Source organism: Pseudomonas tructae (assembly GCF_004214895.1).
GTDB lineage: Bacteria > Pseudomonadota > Gammaproteobacteria > Pseudomonadales > Pseudomonadaceae > Aquipseudomonas > Aquipseudomonas tructae.
On sequence record NZ_CP035952.1, the window covers coordinates 863,711 to 887,565 of the forward strand.

Here is a 23,855-nt window from a genome sequence, read left to right on the forward strand (position 1 = left end):
GTGCTTTCTATCTATGGCTAAAATTATCGGCATCATCGTCGTATTCGCGAGTGTGCTCGGCGGATATGTACTCTCCCACGGCAAGATTGCGGCCCTGATTCAGCCTTTTGAAGTGCTGATTATCGGTGGTGCCGCTTTCGGTGCGTTCCTCCAGGCCAACCCTGGTTACATGACCATGCATGTAATCAAGAAGTCGCTGAAGATGTTCGGCACGCGCTTTACCCACACCTTCTATGTCGAGGTGCTGGGCCTGGTCTACGAGATTCTCAACAAATCCCGTCGTGAAGGCATGATGGCGATCGAAGCCGATATCGAAGACGCCGCTGCCAGCCCGATTTTCGCCAAGTACCCGGCCGTCCTGGGTGACGAACGCATGACCGCGTTCATCTGTGATTACCTGCGCATCATGTCCACCGGCAACATGGCCCCGCACGAGCTCGAGGGCCTGTTCGACATGGAGCTGCTGAGCATGAAGGAAGAGCTCGAGCATCCGTCTCACGCCGTCAGCGGCATCGCTGATGGCATGCCAGGTTTCGGTATCGTTGCCGCGGTACTGGGTATCGTGGTGACCATGGCCTCGTTGGGCGATGGTGACCAGAAGTCCATCGGCCTGCACGTGGGTGCGGCACTGGTCGGTACGTTCTTCGGTATTCTCGCCGCTTACGGCTTCTTCGGCCCGCTGGCCACCTCCTTGCGCCATGACGCCAAGGAAGAGCTTAACGTCTACGAGGCCATCAAGGCCTCGCTGGTGGCTTCGGCCTCGGGCATGCCGCCGTCGCTGGCCGTGGAGTTCGGGCGCAAGGTGCTGTTCCCGGCCCACCGCCCAAGCTTCGCCGAGCTGGAACAAGCAGTTCGCGGTCGCTAAGCCATGGAGAACAATCAGCCCATTATCGTCAAGCGCATCAAGCGCTTTGGCGACGGCCACCACGGTGGTGCCTGGAAGATTGCCTTCGCCGACTTCGCCACGGCGATGATGGCGTTCTTCCTCGTGCTGTGGCTGCTGTCGACCGCCACGCCCGAGCAGAAGATTGCCATTGCCGGTTACTTCAAGGACCCGATCGGATTTTCCGAAAGCGGCACGCCCTACATCATTGACCTGGGCGGCTCGCCTCAGCTTGCGCCGGAAAAGACCATCAACCCGGAAGAAAAGTCCGAGCCTACGCCTGAAAGCAGCATCCCGATCGACCAGAACACGGTCGAGAACATGGCCGAGCAGGTCGAGCGCGAGCGCCTGGAACTGCTGTTGCAAGAGCTGCAGAACAAGGTCGAAGAGAACCCGCAACTGCAGAAGTTCAAGGACCAGATTCTCTTCGAGATTACCCAGGACGGCCTGCGCATTCAGATCATGGACGCCGAGAATCGGCCGATGTTCGACCTGGGCAGCGCGCGCTTGCAGCCGTACTTCGAAGATATCCTGCTGGCCATGGCAGACACCATCAAGGCGGTGCCGAACAAGATCAGCATCAGCGGTCATACCGATGCCAAGCCCTACGCGGGCACTGGCGACTTTGGCAACTGGGAGCTGTCGGCCAACCGTGCCAACGCCGCCCGTCGCGCGCTGGTCGCTGGTGGCTATCCGGATACCCAGGTTGCGCGGGTGGTGGGCTATGCCTCGTCGTCGCTGTTCGACCGGCAGAACCCGCTCAATCCGGTCAACCGCCGTATCGATATCATCGTCCTGACCAAGAAGGCCCAGCGCACCATCGAAGGTGAGCAGACCCAGCCTTCCGCCCCTGATGCCGCACCACCCGGTGCTGCGGCGCCTGCTCCAGGCGCTACGCCAGCGCCGAGTCCGGCCGCCGAGCCTGAGCCGATGCAGCCACGGGAGTTGCGGCAGAAGCTGAACATCTTCGAAGATGGTGTGTTGAAAATGGACGAAAACAAACAGTAATACTGTTGTTTGAAAAAAACGCCCGTGCGCAGCGCTGCCCACGGGCGTTTTTTTGCGTCAAGGGTTAGAAGCCGCGGCGGATTTTGGCCTTGAGGTCGGCATGGAAGAAGTCGGCGTTGGAGCGATTGGTGGCATTGGCCTCGCAGGCGTCGCTGTCAATCGAACGCTTGAAGGTCTGCTCGTCGTGGTAGGCGCGTACGTACAGCTCGATGTGCTCGCGATTGTTCATGGTCGGCCACTTCTCCAGGTACCCTGGTAGCGTTGCTTCGCCGCACTGGTAGAAGGCGACGCGGCGGTTGACCAGGGTCGCGGCGCCAAGTTGGAAAGGCACCCACCAGGCGTCGGCGGTTTCCGGTGCCAGCACGGCGATCAGGTGGGTGCACTGGCTGACGTTGCGGCGGATGATGCCGCTGATATCGTCGGTGGTCTGCTGGGCTTCGGTGTCGAACAGGTCCAGCTGGGTGTTGATACCTTCGAGCTTGAGCCGTTCATTGATGATGAAGGCGTCCAGACGTTCACTGTGTCGATAACTGATAAAGACTGGCATCAGCGCTGCCCTCCCTGATTGGAGGGCATGGATTTGATGCGCAAGGGCTGAATTGTCATTGTTTGATTCCTTTCACACGCAGGGCATGGGGTGATTCGCTTCATGGCGGCGAATCTTGAAAGGTGACAATCAGTGAAAGTCTTTCGGACAGCAAGGGACCACCGACAAACAAGATGAAGCCTACTTGTTTTGGTAAAAATTCCTACGGAATATTCTTACTTATCAATGAATAAAGGCCCGTTGCCGAGCCTCGGCTACTCAATAGCTGTCTTGCGGCAGGCTGGCGATAATCGAGCGATAGCTGTTCATCCGTTGCTGTTGCACGCGGCCATCGTCCAGGGCCTTGAGCAGGGCGCAACCGGGTTCGCGATCATGCTTGCAGTCGCGGAAGCGGCAGGTGCCAAGCAGGTCGGTGAACTCGATGAAGCCAGCTTCGACATCGGCGCGGCTGACATGGCCCAGACCGAATTCGCGGATGCCCGGGGAGTCGATCAGTTCGCCTCCGCCCGGAAAGTGGTAGAGGCGCGCCGTGGTCGTGGTGTGAGTGCCCTGGCCGGACCATTCCGATAGATCACCGACGCGGGTCTGTACCTCGGGCAACAGGCTGTTGACCAGCGACGACTTACCTACACCGGACTGGCCGACGAACACGCTGATGTGGCCGTCGAGCTGGGCCTGCAGTTGCTCCATGCCATTGCCGTGGTGGGCAGACACCTCCAGCAACGGATAGCCGAGCTGCCGGTACACCGCCAGCAGGGCGTTGAGCGCTGGGGCGTTTTGCTCGTCGATCAGGTCGGCCTTGTTCAGCAGCAGCAGCGGGCGGATGCCGGCGTGCTCGGCGGCCACCAGATAGCGGTCGATCAGGTTGGCATGGGGCTCGGGTGCCGGGGCGAATACGATCACGATCAGGTCGACGTTGGCGGCCACCGGCTTGAGCTGGCCACGGCTGTCCGGACGGCACAGCTCGGTGTGGCGCGGCATTTGCGCAACGATCACGCCGATGCCCTGGTTGCCGGCACGCCAGACCACCTTGTCGCCGGTGACCAGGGCTGGCAGGTTGGCGCGCAGGTGGCAGCGGAACACCTGGCCGGCGACCTCGCCATCCTGGGCTTCGACTTCAACCTGCACGCCAAAGTGGGCGATGACCAGGCCCAATTGTTCCGGGCCGAGGTCGCCGCCTTCGAGCTCCTTCAGGGTCTGTTGTTCGCGTTTGGCGGCGCGGGCAGCGCGTTCACCCTGGATTTTTTCGATGCGCCAGTTCTGGCGTCGATTGAGCTGGCGTTTGGCCATGAAGGTTCCGTGTTCGGCAAGCGATATTTAACGGCGGGCAGTTTAGCACGCTCCACTAGGCTAAACTGCGCACCTACCGAGGAGCAGAATCATGCAGAACCCACAGAACCTGATCTGGATCGACCTGGAAATGACCGGTCTGGACCCGGATCAAGACGTCATTATCGAAATGGCCACCATCGTTACCGACAGCGACCTCAACACCCTGGCAGAAGGCCCGGTGATCGCCATTCACCACAGTGACCAGGTGCTGGCGCGCATGGACGAGTGGAACACCCGCACCCATGGCGCCTCCGGCCTGACCCAGCGGGTCAAGGACAGCACTGTCAATATGGCCCAAGCCGAGGCGCAGACCATTGCCTTCCTGGAGCAGTGGGTGCCCAAGGGCAAGTCGCCGATCTGTGGCAACAGCATCTGCCAGGACCGCCGCTTCCTCTATCGCCACATGCGCAACCTGGAAAACTACTTCCACTACCGCAACCTCGATGTCTCGACCCTCAAGGAGCTGGCAGCACGCTGGGCGCCTGAAGTGCGCGACAGCTTCAAGAAGGGCGGCACTCACCTGGCGCTGGACGATATTCGCGAGTCGATCAACGAACTGCGCCACTATCGTCAGCACTTCATCAAGTTCTGATCGCAACGCCGCCGGCTTGTACAGACAATCCGTGCGGCGCCCTCTTTTGGTGCCTGTGGCAACTGGTTAGACTGCGCGCCCCATTGCACGGATCTGCGCCATGTTGTTGATGCTCTACCTCATTGCTATCACCGCTGAAGCCATGACTGGCGCGCTGTCTGCCGGGCGTCGCGGCATGGACTGGTTCGGTGTGGTGCTGATCGCCTGCATTACCGCCCTGGGCGGCGGTTCGGTACGCGATGTGCTGCTGGGGCATTACCCGCTGACCTGGGTCAAGCACCCGGAGTACCTGGTGCTGACCAGCTTTGCGGCGCTGATGACCATTTTTATCGCGCCACTGATGCGCCACCTGCGCTCGCTATTCCTGGTGCTCGATGCCCTGGGGCTGGTGGCCTTCACCCTGATCGGTTGCATGACCGCGCTGGAAATGGGCCAGGGTATGCTGGTGGCATCGATCAGCGGGGTGATCACCGGGGTCTTCGGCGGCATTCTTCGGGATATCTTCTGTAACGATATTCCACTGATCTTCCGTCGCGAGTTGTATGCCAGTGTCTCGTTCGCTGCGGCCTGGTTCTACCTGGGTTGTGTGTACTTCAATGTACCGGGCGAGCAGGCGATTCTGCTGACCTTGTTTGGTGGCTTCCTGCTAAGGCTGTTGGCGATTCGTTTTCACTGGGAAATGCCCAAGTTTCACTACAACGACGAGCATTGAGTCGATAACCGTATCGCGGGGCAAGCCCGCTCCTACAGGCCGGCGCTAATCCCTGTGGGAGCGGGCTTGCCCCGCGAAGAATGTTGCCCTAACGCCCACTGCACATGCTCGCGCACCAGCTCTGACGGGTATTCCTGCCGCGCCTTGAGCGCCTCCAGCACCTGGATAGTCGATGGCGCGTTGCCAAGCCCCACCGCCAGGTTGCGCAACCAGCGTTCATACCCGGCGCGGCGCAGCGGTGAGCCTTCGGTACTGTCGAGGAAAGTCTGCTCATCCCACAGGAACAGCTCGGCAAGCCCGGCGCTGTCGAGGTTGTGTCGGGGCTTGAAGTCGCTTTCGCCGGAGGGGCGGGCGAAACGGTTCCACGGGCAGACGATCTGGCAGTCATCGCAGCCGAACACCCGATTACCGATCAACGGTCGCAGATCCTCGGGAATGGCGCTTTTCAGCTCGATGGTCAGGTACGAGATACAGCGTCGGGCGTCCAGTACATAAGGGCCGACAAAGGCCTGGGTCGGGCAGATGTCCAGGCAGGCGCTGCAACGTCCGCAGTGCTCGCTGGCCTGTGGCGGGTCGACTGGCAATGGCATGTCGACGAACAGTTCGGCAAGGAAGAAGTAGCTGCCAGCCTTGCGGTTGAGCAGCAGGGTGTTCTTGCCGATCCAGCCTAGGCCGGCCTGCTCGGCAATCGCCTTTTCCAGTACCGGGGCGCTGTCGACGAAGGCTCGAAAGCCAAACGGGCCGATGTCCTTCTGAATGCGTTCGGCCAGATGCTGCACGCGCTTGCGCACCAGTTTGTGGTAATCGCGGCCCAGGGCATAGCGCGAGATATAGGCTTTTTCCGGTTGGGCCAGCTGCTGGGCCATGCGCGTATCGCCGGGCAGGTAGTCCATGCGCAGCGACACCACGCGCAAGGTGCCGGGCACCAGCTCATCCGGGTGCGAGCGCTTGCTGCCGTGAGCACCCATGTAGTCCATTTCGCCGTGGTAGCCGGCCTCGAGCCAACGCTCCAGGTGTTTTTCGTGCACGCCCAGGTCCACCCCGGTGATGCCGACGTGGGCAAAACCAAGCTCTCGGCCCCAATCCTTGATCGATTGGGCCAGTGCGGGGAGATCGGGGGCAGAAGCAGACATGGGAATAAGGCAATACGGACTCAGGTGCGTATAATTCTGCCAGACATCAGAGCCTTTGACCCATGCCTCAGACCAAACACCCCGCAAACGAGCCGCAGCGGCTCACCAGCGTCACCCTTGCGCCCCTGGCGCCACGGCCTGCTGACGCCCATAAGGGTGACTTCGGCCATGTGCTGGTGGTGGGAGGTGATCGCGGTACCGGCGGCGCCGCGCTGCTCAGTGCCGAGGCCGCCTTGCGCTGCGGCGCCGGGCTGGTATCGCTGGTAACCCGGCCTGAGCATGTGCCGGCGGCCATGGCGCGCCTGCCCGAGGTGATGAGCCTGGGGGTGCATTCTGCCAACCAACTGATGACCGTCATTGAACGCGCTTCGCTGCTGGTCGTTGGCCCGGGCCTTGGCCAGGCGGCCTGGGGGCGCAGCCTGTTGTCGGCGCTGGCCAGCAGCCAGGCGCCGCAGGTGTGGGATGCCGATGCCCTGAACCTGCTGGCACGCCAACCATTACCGTTGCCCAAGGGCAGCATCATCACCCCGCATCCGGGGGAGGCGGCGCGTCTGCTCGGCGTGTCGACCGAAGCGGTGCAGGCCGATCGGCCGGGCGCTGCGCGCAAACTCGCACGCAAATATGCGGTCGTATGTGTGCTCAAGGGCTCTGGCACCCTGGTTGCCGACCCGTTCGGGCAGTTGGCACTGTGCTCGCGCGGTCACCCGGCCATGGCGGGTGCCGGCCTTGGGGATGTGCTCAGTGGCGTGCTCGGCGCCTTGCGCGCTCAGGGCATGTCGGCCTGGGAGGCGGCCTGCCTGGGTGTCTGGCTGCATGCCTGCGCCGGCGAGCGCCTTGGCGTACAGGGCCGCGGCCTGGCGGCCAGCGATATGGTCCCGGCAATTCGTCAATTATTGGAGGAGCACTCAGCGTGTCTGGCATAACCCTGTTTTTGGCCGATGAAGAGGCCATGGTGCGCTTGGGCTATCGCATTGCCGAAGTGACCCAAGGTCACGGCGTGATTTTTCTTGAAGGGGACCTGGGGGCCGGCAAAACCACTCTGTCGCGGGGCATTATTCGCGGCCTGGGGCATCAAGGTGCGGTAAAAAGTCCTACTTTTACAGTGGTTGAGCCTTACGAGATTGGTAAAATTCGCGCCTTTCACTTCGACCTCTACCGCCTGGTCGATCCCGAGGAGCTGGAGTTCATGGGCATCCGCGATTATTTCGAACAAGATGCCCTGTGCCTGTTCGAATGGCCCCAGAATGGGGCGGGCATTTTGCCAAAGCCCGACCTGACCATTACCATAAGCCCCCAGGCGAATGGTCGTTCGCTCAACCTGTCGCCGCAGGGGGCACGTGGCGAAGCCTGGTGTGCCGCTCTGGCCTTGGAATTCAAATAGAAAATGGGGATAGGTATGCGCATTCGCGCACTGGTTTCTGTCGTAGGACTGCTGCTTACGGTAGTAACCGTCGACGCGCTGGCCGTCACGCAAGTCAAAAGCGTGCGTTTATGGCGAGCGCCGGATAACACGCGGCTGGTCTTTGACCTTTCAGGCCCTGTGCAGCACAGCGTATTTACCCTGAGCGCCCCGGACCGCCTGGTGATCGACATCAATGGCGCGACCCTGGCTGCGCCCTTGACCGTGTCCACCTCCAATACCCCGATTACCAGCGTGCGCTCTGCCCAGCGCACGCCAACCGATCTGCGCGTGGTGGTCGACCTGAAGAAATCGGTGACGCCCAAGAGCTTCACCCTGGCGCCCAATGCCCAGTACGGCAACCGCCTGGTGGTCGATCTGTTCGACCAGGAGGCTGATGCCGCGCCGGCACCGCCTACCCCGCCCGTGGCGACCACGCCAGCGGTCCCGGTCACCCCGGCGCAACCGGCGATCAAGCTGCCACCGGTGCCCAACGGCAAGCGTGACATCGTTATCGCCATCGACGCCGGTCACGGTGGTGAAGACCCCGGTGCTTCCGGCTCGCGCGGCCAGCACGAAAAAGACATCGTCCTGGCCATCGCCAAGGAGCTGCAGCGCCAGATCAACACCGAGAAGGGCTTCCGTGCCGAACTGACCCGCACCGGCGACTACTTCATCCCGCTGCGCAAGCGTACCGAAATCGCCCGCAAGAAGGGCGCCGACCTGTTCATCTCGATCCACGCCGACGCGGCGCCGTCCAAGGCCGCCTTCGGTGCTTCGGTGTTCGCCCTGTCCGATCGCGGTGCCACCTCGGAAACCGCGCGCTGGTTGGCCGACAGCGAAAACCGTTCCGACCTGATCGGTGGCGCCGGCAACGTCAGCCTCGATGACAAGGACCGCATGCTCGCCGGTGTGCTGCTCGACCTGTCGATGACCGCCTCGCTCACCTCCAGCCTCAATGTCGGGCAGAAGGTGCTGGGCAACATGGGTCGGATCACGCCGTTGCACAAGCAGCGCGTCGAGCAGGCCGGGTTCATGGTATTGAAGTCGCCGGACATCCCGTCGATCCTGGTGGAAACCGGCTTTATCTCCAATGCCAACGAAGCTGCCAAGCTGGCGACCCCGAGCCACCAGCAATCGCTGGCGCGTTCGATCCACAGCGGCGTGCGCCAGTTCTTCCAGCAGAACCCACCTCCGGGCACCTATGTGGCCTGGCTGCGTGACAGCGGCAAGATTGCCCAGGGGCCGCGCGACCACTCGGTGCGACCGGGTGAGACCCTGGCGATGATTGCCGTGCGCTATCAGGTCAGCGTTGCCAGCCTGCGCAGCACCAACAGCCTGAAAACAGACGAACTGAAAGTCGGCCAGCACCTGAATATTCCGACTGCGGCACTGGCGGTCCAGCAATGAGTAGCAGTGCCCGTATCGAACTGCTCAGCCCACGGCTGGCCAACCAGATTGCCGCCGGTGAGGTGGTTGAGCGCCCGGCCTCGGTGATCAAGGAATTGCTGGAAAACAGCCTGGACTCCGGTGCCAGGCGTATCGACGTGGAAGTCGAGCAGGGCGGCGTCAAGTTGCTGCGGGTGCGCGACGACGGTGGCGGCATCGCAGCCGATGACCTGCCGCTGGCGCTGGCCCGGCACGCCACCAGCAAGATCCGCGACCTTGAAGACCTTGAACGGGTCATGAGTCTGGGCTTTCGTGGTGAAGCCCTGGCGTCGATCAGCTCGGTCGCCCGCCTGACTCTGACCTCGCGTACCCGTGACGCCGAGCAGGCCTGGCAGGTGGAAACCGAAGGCCGCGATATGGCCCCGCGGGTCCAGCCTGCGGCGCATCCGGTCGGAACCTCGGTGGAAGTGCGCGACCTGTTCTTCAACACCCCGGCACGGCGCAAGTTCCTCAAGACCGAGAAAACCGAATTCGATCACCTGCAGGAAGTGATCCGCCGCCTGGCGCTGGCGCGCTTTGACGTGGGCTTTCACCTGCGCCATAACGGCAAAAGCATCCTCAGCCTGCACGAAGCCCACGACGACACCGCCCGCGCCCGGCGCGTAGCGGCCATTTGCGGCCCGGGCTTCCTTGAGCAGGCGCTGCCGATCGAGGTCGAGCGCAATGGCCTGCACCTGTGGGGCTGGGTCGGTTTGCCGACCTTCTCGCGCAGCCAGGCCGACCTGCAGTACTTTTTCGTCAACGGTCGTGCGGTACGCGACAAGCTGGTTGCCCACGCTGTGCGCCAGGCCTATCGGGACGTGTTGTTCAATGGCCGACACCCGACCTTCGTGCTGTTTCTCGAGGTCGACCCCACGGGGGTCGACGTCAACGTGCACCCGACCAAGCACGAAGTGCGGTTCCGTGACGGGCGCATGGTGCATGACTTTCTATATGGCACCTTGCACCGCGCCCTAGCCGACGTGCGCCCGGAAGACCAGTTGGCCGCGCCCGCTGCGACCAGCGAGATCATTCGCCCCAGTGGCCTGCAGGCCGGTGAGTTTGGCCCCCAGGGCGAGATGCGCCTGGCCGCCAACCTGCTCGAACAGCCACCTGCCGAGCCGGGTCTGCGCCCCTCCATGGGCAGCAATGGCAGTGGCGCTGGCTATCAATATCAGTACACGCCACGGCCAGCCCAGGCATTGCCTGCGGCCGAAGCCCAGGGGGTGTACCGTGAATTTTTTGCCCCGCTGAACGAGGCCGCGCCTGCTGCGTTGCCCGAAGGTCAAGGCGATATTCCGCCGCTGGGTTACGCTCTGGCTCAGCTCAAGGGCATCTATATCCTTGCTGAAAATGCCGTCGGCCTGGTGCTGGTGGACATGCACGCCGCCCACGAACGGATCATGTACGAGCGCCTCAAGGTGGCCATGGCCAGTGAAGGCCTCAGCGGCCAGCCGCTGCTGGTGCCCGAATCCCTGGCCTTGAGCCAGCGCGAAGCCGATTGCGCCGAAGAGCACGCCGAGTGGTTCCAGCGCCTGGGCTTCGAGCTGCAGCGCCTGGGCCCGGAAAGCCTGGCAATCCGGCAGATTCCGGCGCTGCTCAAGCAGGCCGAGGCCAATCGCCTGGTCCAGGACGTGCTGGCCGACCTGATGGAGTACGGCACCAGCGACCGAATTCAGGCACACCTGAACGAACTCCTCGGGACCATGGCCTGTCACGGCGCCATTCGCGCCAACCGACGCCTGGCCATCGCGGAAATGAACGGCTTGCTGCGCGACATGGAAAACACCGAGCGCAGCGGTCAATGCAACCATGGCCGACCGACCTGGACCCAGATGGGCCTGGACGATCTGGACAAACTGTTTTTGCGCGGTCGATGACATGAGCGGCAACCCCCCCGCGATATTCCTGATGGGCCCGACGGCGGCGGGCAAGACTGACCTTGCCATCGAGCTGACCAAGGTGCTGCCGTGCGAGCTGATCAGTGTCGATTCGGCGCTGGTCTACCGTGGCATGGACATTGGCACCGCCAAACCGTCCAAAGAGATCCTCGCGGCCCATCCCCATCGGCTGATCGACATCCTCGACCCGGCCGACAGCTACTCGGCCGCCGATTTTCGCCGTGATGCCCTGGAGGCCATGGCCGACATCACCGCGCGTGGCAAGATTCCGCTGCTGGTGGGCGGCACCATGCTCTATTACAAGGCATTGCTCGAAGGTCTGGCGGATATGCCGCCGGCTGACCCGCAGGTGCGCGCCGAGCTCGAAGACGAGGCCCAGCGCCAGGGCTTGCACGCCCTGCACCAGCAACTGGCGGCGGTTGACCCGGAATCGGCGGCGCGGATTCACCCCAATGACCCGCAGCGGTTGATCCGTGCGCTAGAGGTCTACCGGGTCAGCGGTGTGACGATGACGTCACATCGCCAGCGTCAATCGGCGCAAAGTAGCGTTGCAGGCGCGTCCGCAGCGAGCCAATTGCCCTATACTGTCGCCAGCCTGGCCATTGCGCCTGCCGATCGACACGTATTGCACGAGCGGATTGCGCTAAGATTCGGGCAAATGCTGGAACAGGGCTTCGTTGACGAGGTCCGATTGCTGCGAGCCAGAAGTGACTTGCATGCGGGCCTGCCGTCTATACGGGCGGTGGGTTATCGCCAGGTCTGGGATCACCTTGATGGCAAGTTGACTTCAGTTGAAATGCAGGAGCGCGGCATTATTGCCACTCGCCAATTGGCGAAGCGGCAGTTCACCTGGTTGCGTAGTTGGGCTGACCTGCACTGGTTGGACAGCCTGGCCTGCGACAATCTGCCTCGCACCTTGAAATACCTGGGATCGGTCTCCATATTGAGCTGAGTCCTTGCAATTGCCGTCTATCCTTGGGGTGGGGCGGCTTGAGCCATCTGATTTTCTTTGTTTTTTTACTATTGATCCTTACAGGAGTGCGGCATATGTCAAAAGGGCATTCGCTACAAGACCCTTACTTGAACACTTTGAGAAAAGAAAAAGTTGGGGTTTCGATTTATCTGGTAAACGGCATCAAGCTGCAAGGCACGATCGAATCCTTCGACCAGTTCGTGATTCTGCTGAAGAACACCGTCAGCCAGATGGTTTACAAACACGCCATCTCGACAGTTGTCCCTGTGCGTCCGATCCGTCTGCCTAGCGCAACCGAATCCGAGCAAGGCGACGCTGAGCCAGGTAACGCCTGATAGGAGTCTGCTTTGTTCTTTGAGCGCCACGGTGGTGGTGAGCGGGCAGTCCTCGTTCACTTGGAAGGTCAGAGCCCTGAGGCGCGCGAAGATCCGCAGGAGTTTCAGGAGCTGGCACTGTCGGCTGGGGCCGATATCGTCGCGTTCGCCAATGTGGCGCGACATCAGCCCACCGCTAAATACCTGATTGGCAGCGGCAAGGTCGAAGAGTTACGCGACCTGGTCAACGCCGAGCAGGTAGATTTGGTGATTTTCAATCACACCCTCACTCCCAGTCAGGAACGTAACCTCGAACGAGTCTTCGAGTGTCGCGTGCTTGACCGCACCGGTCTGATTCTCGATATCTTCGCCCAGCGGGCGCGTACCCATGAAGGCAAGCTGCAGGTCGAACTGGCCCAGCTCGAGCACATGAGCACGCGGCTGGTGCGTGGCTGGACCCACCTTGAGCGGCAAAAGGGCGGTATTGGCCTGCGCGGCCCGGGTGAAACCCAGCTGGAAACCGACCGCCGCCTGCTGCGGGTCCGCCTGCGTCAGATCAAGGCACGCCTGGAGAAGGTCCGCAGCCAGCGCGAGCAGGCTCGCCGTGGCCGCAAACGCGCGGATATTCCTTCGGTTTCCCTGGTCGGCTACACCAACGCCGGCAAGTCGACCCTGTTCAATGCCCTGACCCAGTCCGAGGTCTACGCTGCCGACCAGTTGTTCGCGACCCTCGACCCGACCCTGCGCCGGCTCGAGCTCGACGACCTCGGGCCGATCGTGCTGGCCGACACCGTGGGCTTCATTCGTCACCTGCCGCACAAGCTGGTCGAGGCATTTCGGGCTACGCTCGAAGAGTCGAGCAACTCCGACCTGCTGCTGCACGTGATCGACGCCCATGAGCCTGAGCGCATGGCGCAGATCGAGCAGGTCGTGGCGGTACTGGGTGAGATCGGTGCAGAAGGCTTGCCGATCCTTGAGGTCTATAACAAACTCGACCTGCTTGAAGGCGTCGAACCGCAGATTCAGCGCGATGCCGATGGCAAGCCGCAACGGGTCTGGGTTTCGGCCCGCGATGGTCGGGGGTTGGAGCTGGTGGGGCAGGCGGTCGCCGAATTGCTGGGGGATGACCTGTTTGTCGGGACCTTGCGTCTTGAACAGCGTTTTGCCCGGTTGCGTGCGCAGTTCTTTGAACTGGGCGCGGTGCAGAGCGAAGAGCATGACGATGAAGGCAGCAGTTTGCTGGCTGTGCGACTGCCGCGGGTGGAGTTGAATCGCCTGGTCAGCCGGGCAGGGTTGCAGCCGCTGGAGTTCATCGAGCAACATACTTTGCAATAAATGCCCGGCGACGCGGTCGGGCAGCCGTGACAGGCATTCTGTAGCATTGGACGGCGCGCCGTGGGCGCGTCTTTGCTTTATCAGATGGAGAGCGCTATGGCTTGGAATGAGCCGGGTGGCAACTCGAACAATCAAGATCCGTGGGGCGGGCGCCGTGGTGGCGACAAAAAAGGGCCACCGGATCTCGACGAGGCCTTCCGCAAGCTGCAGGACAGCCTGAACGGCATGTTCGGCAGTGGCAAGAAACGCGGTGGTGATGGCGGTATCGGCAAGGGCGGTGGCTTCGGCCTGCTCGGCATCGGTCTCGCCGTGCTTGCAGCTATCTGGCTGTACAGCGCAGTGTACGTGGTCGACGAACAGGAGCAGGCAGTCGTGCTGCGCTTCGGCAAATACTACGAGACCGTAGGGCCGGGCCTGAACATCTACTTCCCGCCGATCGATCGCAAGTACATGGAGAACGTTACCCGCGAACGTGCCTACACCAAGCAGGGGCAGATGCTGACCGAAGACGAGAACATCGTCGAGGTGCCGCTGACCGTGCAGTACAAGATCACCAACCTGCAGGATTTCGTGCTGAACGTCGATCAGCCTGAAGTCAGCCTGCAGCACGCGACCGACAGTGCCCTGCGTCACGTGGTGGGTTCCACCGCGATGGACAAGGTGCTGACCGAAGGCCGTGAGCAGATGGCTGTGGAAATCAAGGAGCGCCTGCAACGCTTCCTCGATACCTACCGCACCGGTATCACCGTCACCCAGGTCAACGTACAGAGCGCGGCAGCCCCGCGTGAAGTGCAGGAAGCCTTCGACGACGTGATCCGAGCCCGTGAAGACGAGCAGCGTGCCCGCAACCAGGCCGAGTCCTACGCCAATGGCGTGGTGCCGGAAGCCCGTGGTCAGGCCCAGCGGATCATCGAGGACGCCAACGGTTACCGCGACGAAGTCGTCTCGCGTGCCAAGGGTGAGGCCGACCGCTTCACCAAGCTGGTCAGCGAGTACCGCAAGGCCCCTGAAGTGACCCGTCAGCGCCTGTACCTGGACACCATGCAGGAAGTCTACAGCAACACCAGCAAGGTCCTGGTTTCCGGCAAGGACGGCCAGAGCAACCTGCTCTACCTGCCGCTCGACAAAATGGTCCAGAGCGGCCGTTCCGGCGCGGCTCCGGTCACCAGCGTTGCGCCTTCGGCCAATGCCGATGCGGCCAATCGCGCGGCGGCGGAGCTGCAACAGCAGCAAACACAGTTGCGCACTAGGGAGAGCCGCTGATGAGCAATAAATCGCTGATCGCCCTGATCGTGGCCGTGGTGCTGGGGATCGTGGCCTGGAACAGCTTCTACATCGTTGCCCAGACCGAGCGTGCGGTACTCCTGCAATTTGGTCGTGTGGTCCAGGCTGATGTCCAGCCCGGCCTGCATGTGAAGGTTCCATACGTCAACCAGGTGCGCAAGTTCGACGCCCGCCTGATGACCCTGGACGCCCCGACCCAGCGCTTCCTGACCCTGGAAAAGAAAGCGGTGATGGTCGATGCCTACGCCAAATGGCGGGTCAAGGACGCCGAGCGTTTCTACACCGCGACCTCGGGCCTCAAGCAGATTGCCGATGAACGTCTGTCGCGCCGTCTGGAAAGCGGCCTGCGTGACCAGTTCGGTAAACGCACCCTGCATGAAGTGGTTTCCGGTGAACGTGACGCGCTGATGGCTGACATCACCGCTTCGCTGAACCGCATGGCCAGCAAGGAGCTGGGTATCGAAGTGGTCGACGTTCGCGTCAAGGCCATCGACCTGCCCAAGGAAGTCAACCGCAGCGTGTTCGAGCGGATGAGCACCGAGCGTGAGCGTGAAGCTCGCGAGCACCGTGCCAAAGGTAACGAACTGGCTGAAGGTATTCGTGCCGACGCCGATCGTCAGCGCCGGGTACTGCTGGCTGAAGCCTACCGGGAATCGGAAGAAACCCGCGGTGATGGCGATGCCCAGGCGGCCTCGATCTACGCCAAGGCCTACGGTCAGGACCAGGACTTCTACGCGTTCTACCGCAGTCTCAAGGCTTACCGCGAGAGCTTTGCCGACAAGAGCGACGTACTGGTGCTCGACCCAAGCAGCGAGTTCTTCCGCTTCATGGGCAAGACCAAGCCATAAGCATCTACCCCGCCGGGCGGCTAAAACGCTTGGCGGGGTGATCCCGTAAGAAAACGGGTGTATGATGCGGCAGCCGGGAAATTCCCGGCTTTTTTGCGTCTGCAAGATCGAACGGTTCAAACCCGGCTCGGGTCTACAGAGCAGCCCAAGGTATTCGAGGGTATAGGCACGGCGGTAGCGCTGGAATCGGTGCTGCGCGCCATTGTTTGCCGATACCTGCTTCACTCAAGGCTCGCCTGCTGGCAAGCCGCCCGGACCATAGGGGAAATGGCGTAATGGCAACGGTAGACCGCTGGCTGCTGCCAGATGGCATCGAAGAAGTACTGCCACCTGAGGCGGCGCGCATCGAGATCGCGCGTCGACAGGTGTTGGATCTGTTCCAGAGCTGGGGTTATGACTTCGTCGTGACCCCGCATATCGAGTACCTGGAATCGCTGCTCACCGGTGCCGGCCAGGACCTGGACCTGCGGACTTTCAAGGTCATCGACCCGCAATCGGGCCGGCAGATGGGCTTTCGTGCCGACATCACTCCACAGGTTGCGCGCATCGATGCGCATACCCTGCGCCGTGAGGGGCCGAGCCGCCTGTGTTATGCCGGCAGCGTGCTGCATGCCTTGCCGCGGGCGCTGTCGACTTCGCGCAGCCCGATCCAGCTGGGTGCCGAGCTGTACGGCGACGCCAGCCCGGTCAGCGACGTCGAGGTGATCAGCCTGATGCTGGCCATGCTGCAACTGGCCGATGTGCCGGATGTGCACATGGATCTTGGCCATGTCGGTATCTACCGCGGCCTGGCCCGTGCTGCCGGCCTTTCGGGGGCGATCGAGCAGCAGTTGTTCGACGCCCTGCAGCGTAAGGCCATCGACGAAGTGATCGAGCTGACGGCCAAGCTGCCAGCGGACCTTGCGGCCATGCTGCGCTCGCTCACCGAGCTGTGCGGTGGTCGTGAAGTGCTGGCCGAGGCGCGCGTGCGCCTGGGCCGCGCACCGGCTGCGGTATTGGCAGCACTGGATGACCTGATGGCGATTGCCGAGCGGCTGGCCACGCGTTACCCCGAGCTGCCGCTGTATTTTGACCTGGGCGAGTTGCGCGGTTACCACTACCACACCGGTGTGGTGTTTGCCGTGTTCGTCCCGGGTGTAGGTCAGTCGATCGCCCAGGGCGGTCGTTACGACGACATCGGAGCAGACTTTGGCCGGGCGCGTCCGGCCACCGGTTTCTCCACGGATTTGAAGACCCTGGTCACACTGGGGCGAGCCGAGGTGGTGTTGCCGTCTGGCGGGATCTGGATGCCCGACAGCAGCGATGCGGCACTCTGGCAGTTGGTCTGCCAATTGCGCAGTGAAGGTCAGCGGGTGGTTCAGGCCTTGCCTGGGCAGCCGTTGACTGCCGCCGTCGAGGCGGATTGCGATCGGCAATTGATTCAGCAAAACGGGCTTTGGCAGGTTCTGCCGCTGGCCATTTGAGATTTCCCGCCGGTACGAGCCGGCGCCAAGTTTGCGCGAATGAGGACAAGTGTTATGGGTAAGAATGTCGTAGTCCTGGGCACCCAGTGGGGTGATGAGGGCAAAGGCAAGATCGTCGATCTGCTGACCGAACATGCTGCCGCCGTAGTGCGCTACCAGGGCGGTCACAACGCTGGCCACACCCTGGTGATCGACGGTGAGAAGACCGTGCTGCATCTGATCCCGTCGGGCGTGCTGCGCGAAGGCGTGCAGTGCCTGATCGGCAACGGCGTGGTCGTTGCCCCCGACGCCCTGCTGCGTGAAATCACCAAGCTGGAAGAGAAGGGTGTGCCAGTGCGCGAGCGCCTGCGCATCAGCCCGTCCTGCCCGCTGATCCTGTCCTTCCACGTTGCGCTGGACCAGGCCCGTGAAAAGGCCCGTGGCGAGCTGAAGATCGGCACCACCGGTCGCGGCATCGGCCCGGCCTATGAAGACAAGGTCGCGCGTCGTGGCCTGCGTGTTGGCGACCTGCTCAACATGCCGCGCTTTGAAGACAAACTGCGTGAACTGGTGGATTACCACAACTTCATGCTGGTGGGTTACTACAAAGAGCCGGCCATCGAGTTCGACAAGACCCTGGCCGAATGCAAGGAATACGCTGAGCTGCTCAAGCCGCTCATGCTGGACGTGACGGCCGAGCTGCACGACCTGCGTCGCGCTGGCAAGGACATCATGTTCGAAGGTGCCCAAGGTTCGCTGCTGGACATCGACCACGGTACCTACCCGTACGTGACCAGTTCCAACACCACCGCTGGTGGCGTTGCTACCGGCTCGGGTGTTGGTCCTATGTTCCTCGACTACATCCTGGGCATCACCAAGGCTTACACCACGCGCGTAGGTTCGGGTCCATTCCCGACTGAACTGTTCGACGAAGTAGGTGCGCACCTGGCCAAACAAGGTCACGAGTTTGGCGCGACTACCGGCCGTGCCCGTCGTTGTGGCTGGTTCGACGCCGTTATCCTGCGTCGCGCTATCGATGTGAACAGCATCTCGGGCATCTGCCTGACCAAGCTGGACGTGCTCGACGGTCTGGAAACCATCAACATCTGCGTCGGCTACAAAGATGCAGAAGGCAAGGACGTTGCTCCGACTGACGCTGACAGCTACGTGGGTCTGCAGCCTGTGTATGAAGAAGTGCCGGGTTGGACCGAGTCGACTGTGGGTGCCAAAACCCTGGAAGAGCTGCCAGCCAACGCTCGCGCTTACATCAAGCGTGTAGAAGAGCTGATCGGCGCGCCGATCGACATCGTCTCCACCGGCCCGGACCGCAACGAGACCATCGTGCTGCGCCATCCGTTCGCCTGATCCGCGATTGATGTAAAGACAAAGGCCCCTCTGTAGGGGCCTTTGTCGTTTCTGTCGGCTGTTCGGCACAACCTTTGCTGTAAGAATCGCTCCAGCGGTGCCATCACTGTAATGGCCCCAGAAGTAGAGGGTTCTTTCGTGTCTGCCGTTCTCTCACTGTTACGAAGCCGCCTGTTGCGGCCTGTCTTTGTTGCGCTTGGTATCGCTCTTTTGGTGCAGGTGCTGGTCGCGGTCGCGCTGACCCGGAGCACGGTCACTGCACTGGAGGCCGATCTGGGTAACCGTCTGTCTGCCGACAGCCAGAAACTTTCCGCCGAACTCGAACAGGCAGGCAGGGAGGTCAGCTCCGGGCTCGACAGCCTCTCCGCCAGTACCCGCCAGCGCCTCACGGCCGGTCTCTCCACGCGCTTGCAGGATGAACAGGCGCAGTTGCGTGCAACCCTGGAGAAGAATCTCAAGGATTCGGCCAACGACATGGCCGAGCTGCTCGCCTCGGTAGCGCCGCGGGCCATGTGGGACAACGACGTGCCGACCCTGTCGGAGTTCTCTCGGCGGGCCCAGCGCAACCCCAACGTGCTGTTCGTAGTGTATGACGATGCCCAGGGCCAGCACCTGACCCGTTACCTCAACCGGCAGAACCCGATTAACCAGGCACTGCTGGAAAAGGGCCAGGGCGAACGGGCGCTGGACAAGGTGCTGGACGCCGCGCGCAACGACCCGTCGGTGTATTTCGTCGAAGCCTCGATCAACCCCAATGGTGTCGAGATCGGCAAGGTGTTGATGGGGGTTTCCACGGCGGTGGTCGACCACGAGCTGGTGGCGCTGGACAAGCGCTTCTCGGCGCTGATTGCCAGTGGCGATCAACTGGTCGGCGACAGCCTGGTAGGCGCTGCGGCAGACAGCAACAAAGCACTGCGCGCACGTCTGCAGGCGGCCCAGGCCAGTGCCGCGGGCATGCAGGCCAATACCTCGCACAGCGTCCAGGATGCGGCGGCCACCCTGCGCTGGAACATCGGCCTCGGCCTGGCCCTGGTCGGCCTGGGTGTGCTGCTGGTGGTTGCCGTGGTGCTGGGGCGGCGGGTGGTCAACAAACTGCGGCTGCTGATTGCGGCGTTGAATGACCTGGCGGCGGGCGAGGGTGACCTGACCAAGCGCGTCTCCATCGACAGTCGCGACGAGATCGGTGACATGGCGGCGGCAGTCAACCAGTTCGTTGCCAAGCTGCAACCGATCGTCCGCGAGGCCGGCGAGGTGGCCCAGCGTACCGGCATCGAGATCGGCGCCATGGCCCAGCGTAATGCCGGTGCCGACGCTGCTGCCGAACTGCAGCGCGATGAAGTCGCCGCCAGCCTGCGTGACCTGTCGAGCATGGCCGATGAGGCCCAGGCCGAAAGCCAGGCCATGCAGTCGGCCTTGCAGCAAGTGGTGGACATTCGTCAGGCCACCGACGAGAACAGCCGCACCTCAACCCAGGTGGCCAAGCTTATCGAGGACCTGGCCGGGCAGGTCGAGACCGGTTCCAAGGTTATCGAGCGTCTGGCGCAGCAAAGCGAGCAGATCGAGGTGGTGCTGACCGTGATCCACGGCATTGCCGAGCAGACCAACCTGCTGGCGCTCAACGCTGCCATTGAAGCGGCGCGGGCCGGGGAAACCGGACGTGGCTTTGCCGTGGTGGCTGACGAGGTCAGGGCCCTGGCGAGCAAGACCCAGAGCTCGACGGGGGATATCCAGGCGCATATCGGTGCGTTGCAGCAGGGGGCGAAGGAGGCGGTGGCGGCGATCAGCCAGGCCGGGCGTCAGGCCAGCGAAGGCCTGCTGGTACTACGCGACAATGCGCGCCTGCAGCAGTCGGTACAGGTCTCGGTCGAGCAGGTGCATGCGGCGATCGGCCTGGCCACCCGTGCAGCCGAGCAGCAGGCCCATGGGGCGCAGGCGGTGCGTGGCAGGGTGCAGACGATTCATGAACAGGCTGAGCGGGCTGCCGAAGTGGTGATGCAAACCACCGCCAGCAGCAAGGTGCTCGATAACCTGGCGGGGCAGCTCAAGGCCAGCCTCGGGCAGTTCAGGGCCTGAGGAAAATCGCGGGGCAAGCCCGCTCCCACACTGTGGGAGCGGGCTTGCCCCGCGAAGCTTTTAACAGCGTCAAGCGCGGTTCAAGTACATCCGCGTAGTCAGCAGATACACCGGCAATCCCGATACCAGAATCAGCAACGCCGCATAAGGCGCCGCCGCCGCAAACTCGACATTGGCGGTATGCGCCCATACCTCGGTCGCCAGGGTGGTCATGCCCGTCGGGCTGAGCAGCAGGGTTGCCGTCAGCTCTTTCATGGCATCCAGGAATACCAGGGCAAAGGCTGCGGCCAGGGCCGGAAAGATGATCGGCAGGGTTACCCGGCAGAACGCGCTGAACTGCGTCGCACCGAGCGTGCGGGCGGCTTCTTCGAGCTGCGGCGCGGCCTTGTTCAGTGCCGTGCGCACTGGCGCCTGGGCCAGCGGCAGAAACAGCAGGGCATAGGCTAGCAGCAACAAGCCGGTGGTCTGGTACAGGGCCGGTACGTAGTGCAGGGCGAAGTACACCAGGGTCAGGGCAATCACCAGGCCGGGCAGGGCATGCAGTAGGTACGGCAGGCGCTCGGCCCAGATCGCCAGGCGGCCTTTGTAGCGCACCACCAGGAAGCTGACCGGCAGGGCCAGCAACAAGCTCAAGCCGGCGCCACCCAGCGAGAGCGATAGCGACGAGACCAGCGCGCGGCTGATGTCGGCAACCGGGAAGGCAGCAGACGAGCCGACGCTCAACCAGTAGCCGAGCATTCCCAACGGAATGCCGCTGCCCAGCAGGGCCAGGATCAGGCAATACAACTGGCCCATCGGCATCCACCGGCGCAGGCGTATCGGCGGACCGCGCCGTGCTACACCCTGACCGATTCGCACATGCCGGGCCTTGCCGCGTACGCGCAATTCCAGCCAGAGCATCAACAGGCACATGAACAGCAGCACCGCCGAAAGCATGGCCGCGTTGGCGTTGCTGAACTCCAGTTCGAACTGCTGGTAGATCGCTGTGGTGAAGGTCTGCAGGCCAAGAATCGACAGGGCGCCGAATTCCACCAGCATGTGCAGGGCAATCAGCAGGCTGCCGCCGATGATCGACGGCCACAGCAACGGCAGGGTGATGCGAAAGAACACGCCCCAGCGTGTCTGGCCCAGGGTGCGCGCCGACTCTTCCAGCGAGGTGTCGAGGTTGCGCAGGGTTGCCGCCACCGGCAGGAACACCAGTGGATACTTGGACAGGCTCATCACCAGGATGGCGCCGCCCAGGCCTTCGAAGCGCGGGCTGAGCGATACCCAGGTAAAACCGCTGACAAAGGCCGGTACGGCAAACGGCAGGCACAGGATCACCCCCCACAGGCGCCGCCCTGGCAGGTCACTGCGCTCCAGCAGCCAGGCCAGGGACACGCCCAGGGCCATGCAGGCCAGGGTCACCCCGGCCATCAGCATCAAGGTGTTGCGCAGCAGCCCCCAGACGAAAGGGCGCCAGAGCAAGTGCAGGGCTTCCCGCCAGCCCGCTTCCCAGGCTTTCAGGGCCACATACAGCAGGGGTAGCAGGCTCAGTCCGACCAGCAGCAGTACCGGCAGCACCACCCAGATCGACGGGCGCTTGCGCTTGGGTATGTAGCGGCTGGCCAGTGTGGCCGCAGGCAGGGCTGCACTCATTACAGCAGGCCAACTTCGCGTTCAAGCTCCAGGGCTTCTTCGGCGTTGCCCAGGTCGGCCGGAGTGATTTTCGGTGGACGCAGGTCTTCGAAGGGTTTCAGGCCCCGGTCCGAGACCATACCTTTATGCAATGGATACTCGGCAGTGGTCTGGGTGATCACCCGCTGGCCTTCTTCGCTGGCCATCCAGGCCAGCAGGGCCTGGGCTTCTTTGGGGTGCTTGCTGGCTTTTACCGCGGCGGCGCTGGAGATGGTCACCAGGCCGCCGGCGTCGCCGTCGGCCAGGTAATAGAGTTTCGAATCCAGCTGGCCGCGCTCTTTCTTCAGGGCATACCAGTAATAGTTGTTCACCAGCACGGCAGCCACTTCGCCGTTCTCCACGGCTTTGAGCGCCACCATGTTGTTGGAGTAGGTCTTGCCGAAGGCCTTGAGGCCGGTTAGCCATTCTTCGGCGGCGTCACGGCCGTGCAGTTTGAGGATGGCCACGGCCTGCTCCTGGAAGGCACCGCTGGTCGGTACGAAACCGATCTTGCCTTCCCATTCGGGGTCGGCGAAATCCATCACCGAGGGCGGCAGGTCTTTCTCGTCGATCACCTTTGGGTTGAAGGCAACCACGCGGGTACGCGCCGTCACGCCCATCCAGGTGCCATTGCTGGCGACGTATTCCTTGGGGAGGACCTGCAGGGTCGAATCATCGATCTTGGCCAGCAGGCCCAGCTCGCCGAGGTTGTTCAGCGGTGGCGATTCTTCGGTATAGATGACGTCGGCAGGGGAGCGATCACCCTCTTCGATGATCTGGCTGGCCAGCTGGTTGCTGCTGCCCTTACGGATATTGATGCGGATGCCGGTCTTGGCCTCGTAGGCCTTAGCAATGGCTTCGCCGATTTCCTTGTGTTGACCGTTGTACAGGGTCAGTGCCACGGAGTCGGCGGCCATGGCAGCCGGGGTGCCCAGCAGCATGGCAAAAACAGAGACGGCCAGGCCGCGCAACAGGGGGTTATTGCGGAACGTCATGCGGGTACTTCCTCGCTTGCGGCTACATATCTGGAAACAATGATAATCGATATCGCTTCTCAAATGGCCTTGCGCGGGAAAATTCATGAGCTGGCTATCGATTTAAGTCATCTCCGATAAGGTCTTAGGCGAGGTCCGTCAGACCGAAAAATTCTGTCAAGAATTGCTCAACGTTCAAGATTTCAAGGGCTTGTGGATCGGTCGTATAGTGCTGCCATTCGATAACTGTTCTTGTTACTGCCGGGCCAATCTAGCCAGGAGCTACACGTGATTCCCCTTCAAGGGTTGCTGGGGGCATCGGTCTGTCGTGAGAGCCAGCCTTTCAATGTCGGGGGAGAACTGCTTCAAATGAGTGATTTTCAGGAACGAAAACTGACAAGAAGGGAAGTTGAGGTTCTGGAGTTCCTGCTACTGGGGAAAAGTAACAAGCAGATCGGACTTCTGCTGGATATAAGTGATTTCACTGTCAGGGATCATGTGTCGTCGTTATTGAGGAAACATGGAGTTGAGGGGCGCGGTGCTCTCATGCGCCTCAAACTGAGTGAGTCGAAGTAAATTCATTGGTATCCCTACACGTGTAGGGTGGTGGTGTGGCGTGCGGGTTACTAGTATTTGTCCAACGGCCGTTTGGTTGT

22 protein-coding genes and 1 pseudogene are annotated in these 23,855 nt (G+C 62.2%); 18 read left to right on the forward strand and 5 right to left on the reverse strand.

Features of this window, described 5'->3' with window-relative positions; translation table 11 throughout:
- Positions 1-13 precede the first annotated feature (13 nt).
- A complete protein-coding gene (motA, locus tag EXN22_RS03940; protein WP_130262841.1) occupies positions 14-865 on the forward strand; it encodes a flagellar motor stator protein MotA in 852 nt (283 codons plus the stop codon).
- Positions 866-868: 3 nt separating this feature from the next.
- Positions 869-1,891 carry a flagellar motor protein MotB gene (gene motB, locus EXN22_RS03945; RefSeq protein WP_130262843.1) on the forward strand — a complete coding sequence of 341 codons (1,023 nt, stop codon included), beginning with the start codon at positions 869-871 and terminating at the stop codon, positions 1,889-1,891.
- Between the two features lie 64 nt (positions 1,892-1,955).
- Here motB and EXN22_RS03950 read toward each other — a convergent pair whose 3' ends face one another.
- Together EXN22_RS03950 and rsgA are read right to left on the reverse strand one after the other, a co-directional pair.
- On the reverse strand, positions 1,956-2,438 hold the full coding sequence (locus EXN22_RS03950; protein WP_130262845.1) for a TIR domain-containing protein: 483 nt from the start codon (positions 2,436-2,438) through the stop codon (positions 1,956-1,958).
- A 258-nt stretch (positions 2,439-2,696) separates the two neighbouring features.
- The gene (rsgA, locus tag EXN22_RS03955) at positions 2,697-3,728 is read right to left on the reverse strand and encodes a small ribosomal subunit biogenesis GTPase RsgA (RefSeq protein ID WP_130262847.1); all 1,032 of its coding nucleotides are present in this window, start codon (positions 3,726-3,728) and stop codon (positions 2,697-2,699) included.
- 91 nt (positions 3,729-3,819) lie between these two features.
- Here rsgA and orn point away from each other — a divergent pair, with 91 nt between their 5' ends.
- Positions 3,820-4,362, forward strand: a complete 543-nt coding sequence (orn, locus tag EXN22_RS03960; RefSeq protein ID WP_130262849.1) for an oligoribonuclease — start codon at positions 3,820-3,822, stop codon at positions 4,360-4,362.
- Positions 4,363-4,462: 100 nt separating this feature from the next.
- Positions 4,463-5,074 (forward strand): trimeric intracellular cation channel family protein, encoded by a 612-nt coding sequence (locus tag EXN22_RS03965; protein ID WP_038997454.1) that lies wholly within the window; start codon positions 4,463-4,465, stop codon positions 5,072-5,074.
- A 32-nt stretch (positions 5,075-5,106) separates the two neighbouring features.
- Here the strand turns inward: EXN22_RS03965 and queG are convergent, their stop codons facing one another.
- Complete coding sequence (queG, locus tag EXN22_RS03970; protein WP_130262850.1) at positions 5,107-6,207, reverse strand: tRNA epoxyqueuosine(34) reductase QueG; 1,101 nt, start codon at positions 6,205-6,207, stop codon at positions 5,107-5,109.
- 62 nt (positions 6,208-6,269) lie between these two features.
- Between queG and EXN22_RS03975 the strand changes: the two genes are divergently transcribed.
- The 13 genes and pseudogenes from EXN22_RS03975 (at position 6,270) to EXN22_RS26595 (ending at position 20,569) form a co-directional block, all read left to right on the forward strand.
- Positions 6,270-7,130: an NAD(P)H-hydrate dehydratase gene (locus EXN22_RS03975; RefSeq protein WP_130262851.1), complete on the forward strand. Its 861-nt coding sequence runs from the start codon at positions 6,270-6,272 to the stop codon at positions 7,128-7,130.
- Entirely contained in the window at positions 7,118-7,588 is a 471-nt protein-coding gene (gene tsaE, locus EXN22_RS03980; protein WP_130262852.1) for a tRNA (adenosine(37)-N6)-threonylcarbamoyltransferase complex ATPase subunit type 1 TsaE, read from the forward strand. The genes EXN22_RS03975 and tsaE overlap by 13 nt, the downstream gene beginning before the upstream one ends.
- Before the next feature lie 3 nt (positions 7,589-7,591).
- Positions 7,592-9,016, forward strand: a complete 1,425-nt coding sequence (locus EXN22_RS03985) for an N-acetylmuramoyl-L-alanine amidase (RefSeq protein ID WP_218567659.1) — start codon at positions 7,592-7,594, stop codon at positions 9,014-9,016.
- On the forward strand, positions 9,013-10,914 hold the full coding sequence (gene mutL, locus EXN22_RS03990; protein WP_130262854.1) for a DNA mismatch repair endonuclease MutL: 1,902 nt from the start codon (positions 9,013-9,015) through the stop codon (positions 10,912-10,914). Before EXN22_RS03985 ends, mutL begins: the two co-directional genes overlap by 4 nt.
- Position 10,915: 1 nt before the next feature.
- The gene (miaA, locus tag EXN22_RS03995; protein WP_130262855.1) at positions 10,916-11,887 is read left to right on the forward strand and encodes a tRNA (adenosine(37)-N6)-dimethylallyltransferase MiaA; all 972 of its coding nucleotides are present in this window, start codon (positions 10,916-10,918) and stop codon (positions 11,885-11,887) included.
- 95 nt (positions 11,888-11,982) lie between these two features.
- A complete protein-coding gene (gene hfq / locus EXN22_RS04000; protein WP_010221594.1) occupies positions 11,983-12,243 on the forward strand; it encodes an RNA chaperone Hfq in 261 nt (86 codons plus the stop codon).
- A gap of 12 nt (positions 12,244-12,255) precedes the next feature.
- Positions 12,256-13,557: a ribosome rescue GTPase HflX gene (gene hflX / locus EXN22_RS04005; protein ID WP_130262856.1), complete on the forward strand. Its 1,302-nt coding sequence runs from the start codon at positions 12,256-12,258 to the stop codon at positions 13,555-13,557.
- A gap of 96 nt (positions 13,558-13,653) precedes the next feature.
- Positions 13,654-14,820: an FtsH protease activity modulator HflK gene (gene hflK, locus EXN22_RS04010; RefSeq protein WP_130262857.1), complete on the forward strand. Its 1,167-nt coding sequence runs from the start codon at positions 13,654-13,656 to the stop codon at positions 14,818-14,820.
- Positions 14,820-15,689 (forward strand): protease modulator HflC, encoded by an 870-nt coding sequence (gene hflC, locus EXN22_RS04015; protein ID WP_130262858.1) that lies wholly within the window; start codon positions 14,820-14,822, stop codon positions 15,687-15,689. The genes hflK and hflC overlap by 1 nt, the downstream gene beginning before the upstream one ends.
- A 275-nt stretch (positions 15,690-15,964) precedes the next feature.
- Entirely contained in the window at positions 15,965-17,152 is a 1,188-nt protein-coding gene (locus EXN22_RS04020) for an ATP phosphoribosyltransferase regulatory subunit (protein WP_130262859.1), read from the forward strand.
- Positions 17,153-17,206: 54 nt separating this feature from the next.
- Positions 17,207-18,496: an adenylosuccinate synthase gene (locus EXN22_RS04025; RefSeq protein ID WP_130262860.1), complete on the forward strand. Its 1,290-nt coding sequence runs from the start codon at positions 17,207-17,209 to the stop codon at positions 18,494-18,496.
- 954 nt (positions 18,497-19,450) lie between these two features.
- Positions 19,451-19,663 (forward strand): annotated as a pseudogene (locus EXN22_RS26590) (methyl-accepting chemotaxis protein); the annotation flags it as partial.
- 201 nt (positions 19,664-19,864) lie between these two features.
- A complete protein-coding gene (locus EXN22_RS26595) occupies positions 19,865-20,569 on the forward strand; it encodes a methyl-accepting chemotaxis protein (protein ID WP_407691959.1) in 705 nt (234 codons plus the stop codon).
- 69 nt (positions 20,570-20,638) lie between these two features.
- On the opposite strand, the gene EXN22_RS04035 is transcribed toward EXN22_RS26595, so the two are convergent.
- A complete protein-coding gene (locus EXN22_RS04035) occupies positions 20,639-22,207 on the reverse strand; it encodes an ABC transporter permease (RefSeq protein ID WP_130262862.1) in 1,569 nt (522 codons plus the stop codon).
- Complete coding sequence (locus EXN22_RS04040; protein WP_130262863.1) at positions 22,207-23,220, reverse strand: extracellular solute-binding protein; 1,014 nt, start codon at positions 23,218-23,220, stop codon at positions 22,207-22,209. Before EXN22_RS04040 ends, EXN22_RS04035 begins: the two co-directional genes overlap by 1 nt.
- Positions 23,221-23,487: 267 nt before the next feature.
- On the opposite strand from EXN22_RS04040, the gene EXN22_RS04045 reads away from it, so the two are divergent.
- Positions 23,488-23,775 carry a LuxR C-terminal-related transcriptional regulator gene (locus EXN22_RS04045; protein WP_233281677.1) on the forward strand — a complete coding sequence of 96 codons (288 nt, stop codon included), beginning with the start codon at positions 23,488-23,490 and terminating at the stop codon, positions 23,773-23,775.
- Positions 23,776-23,855: the final 80 nt, after the last annotated feature.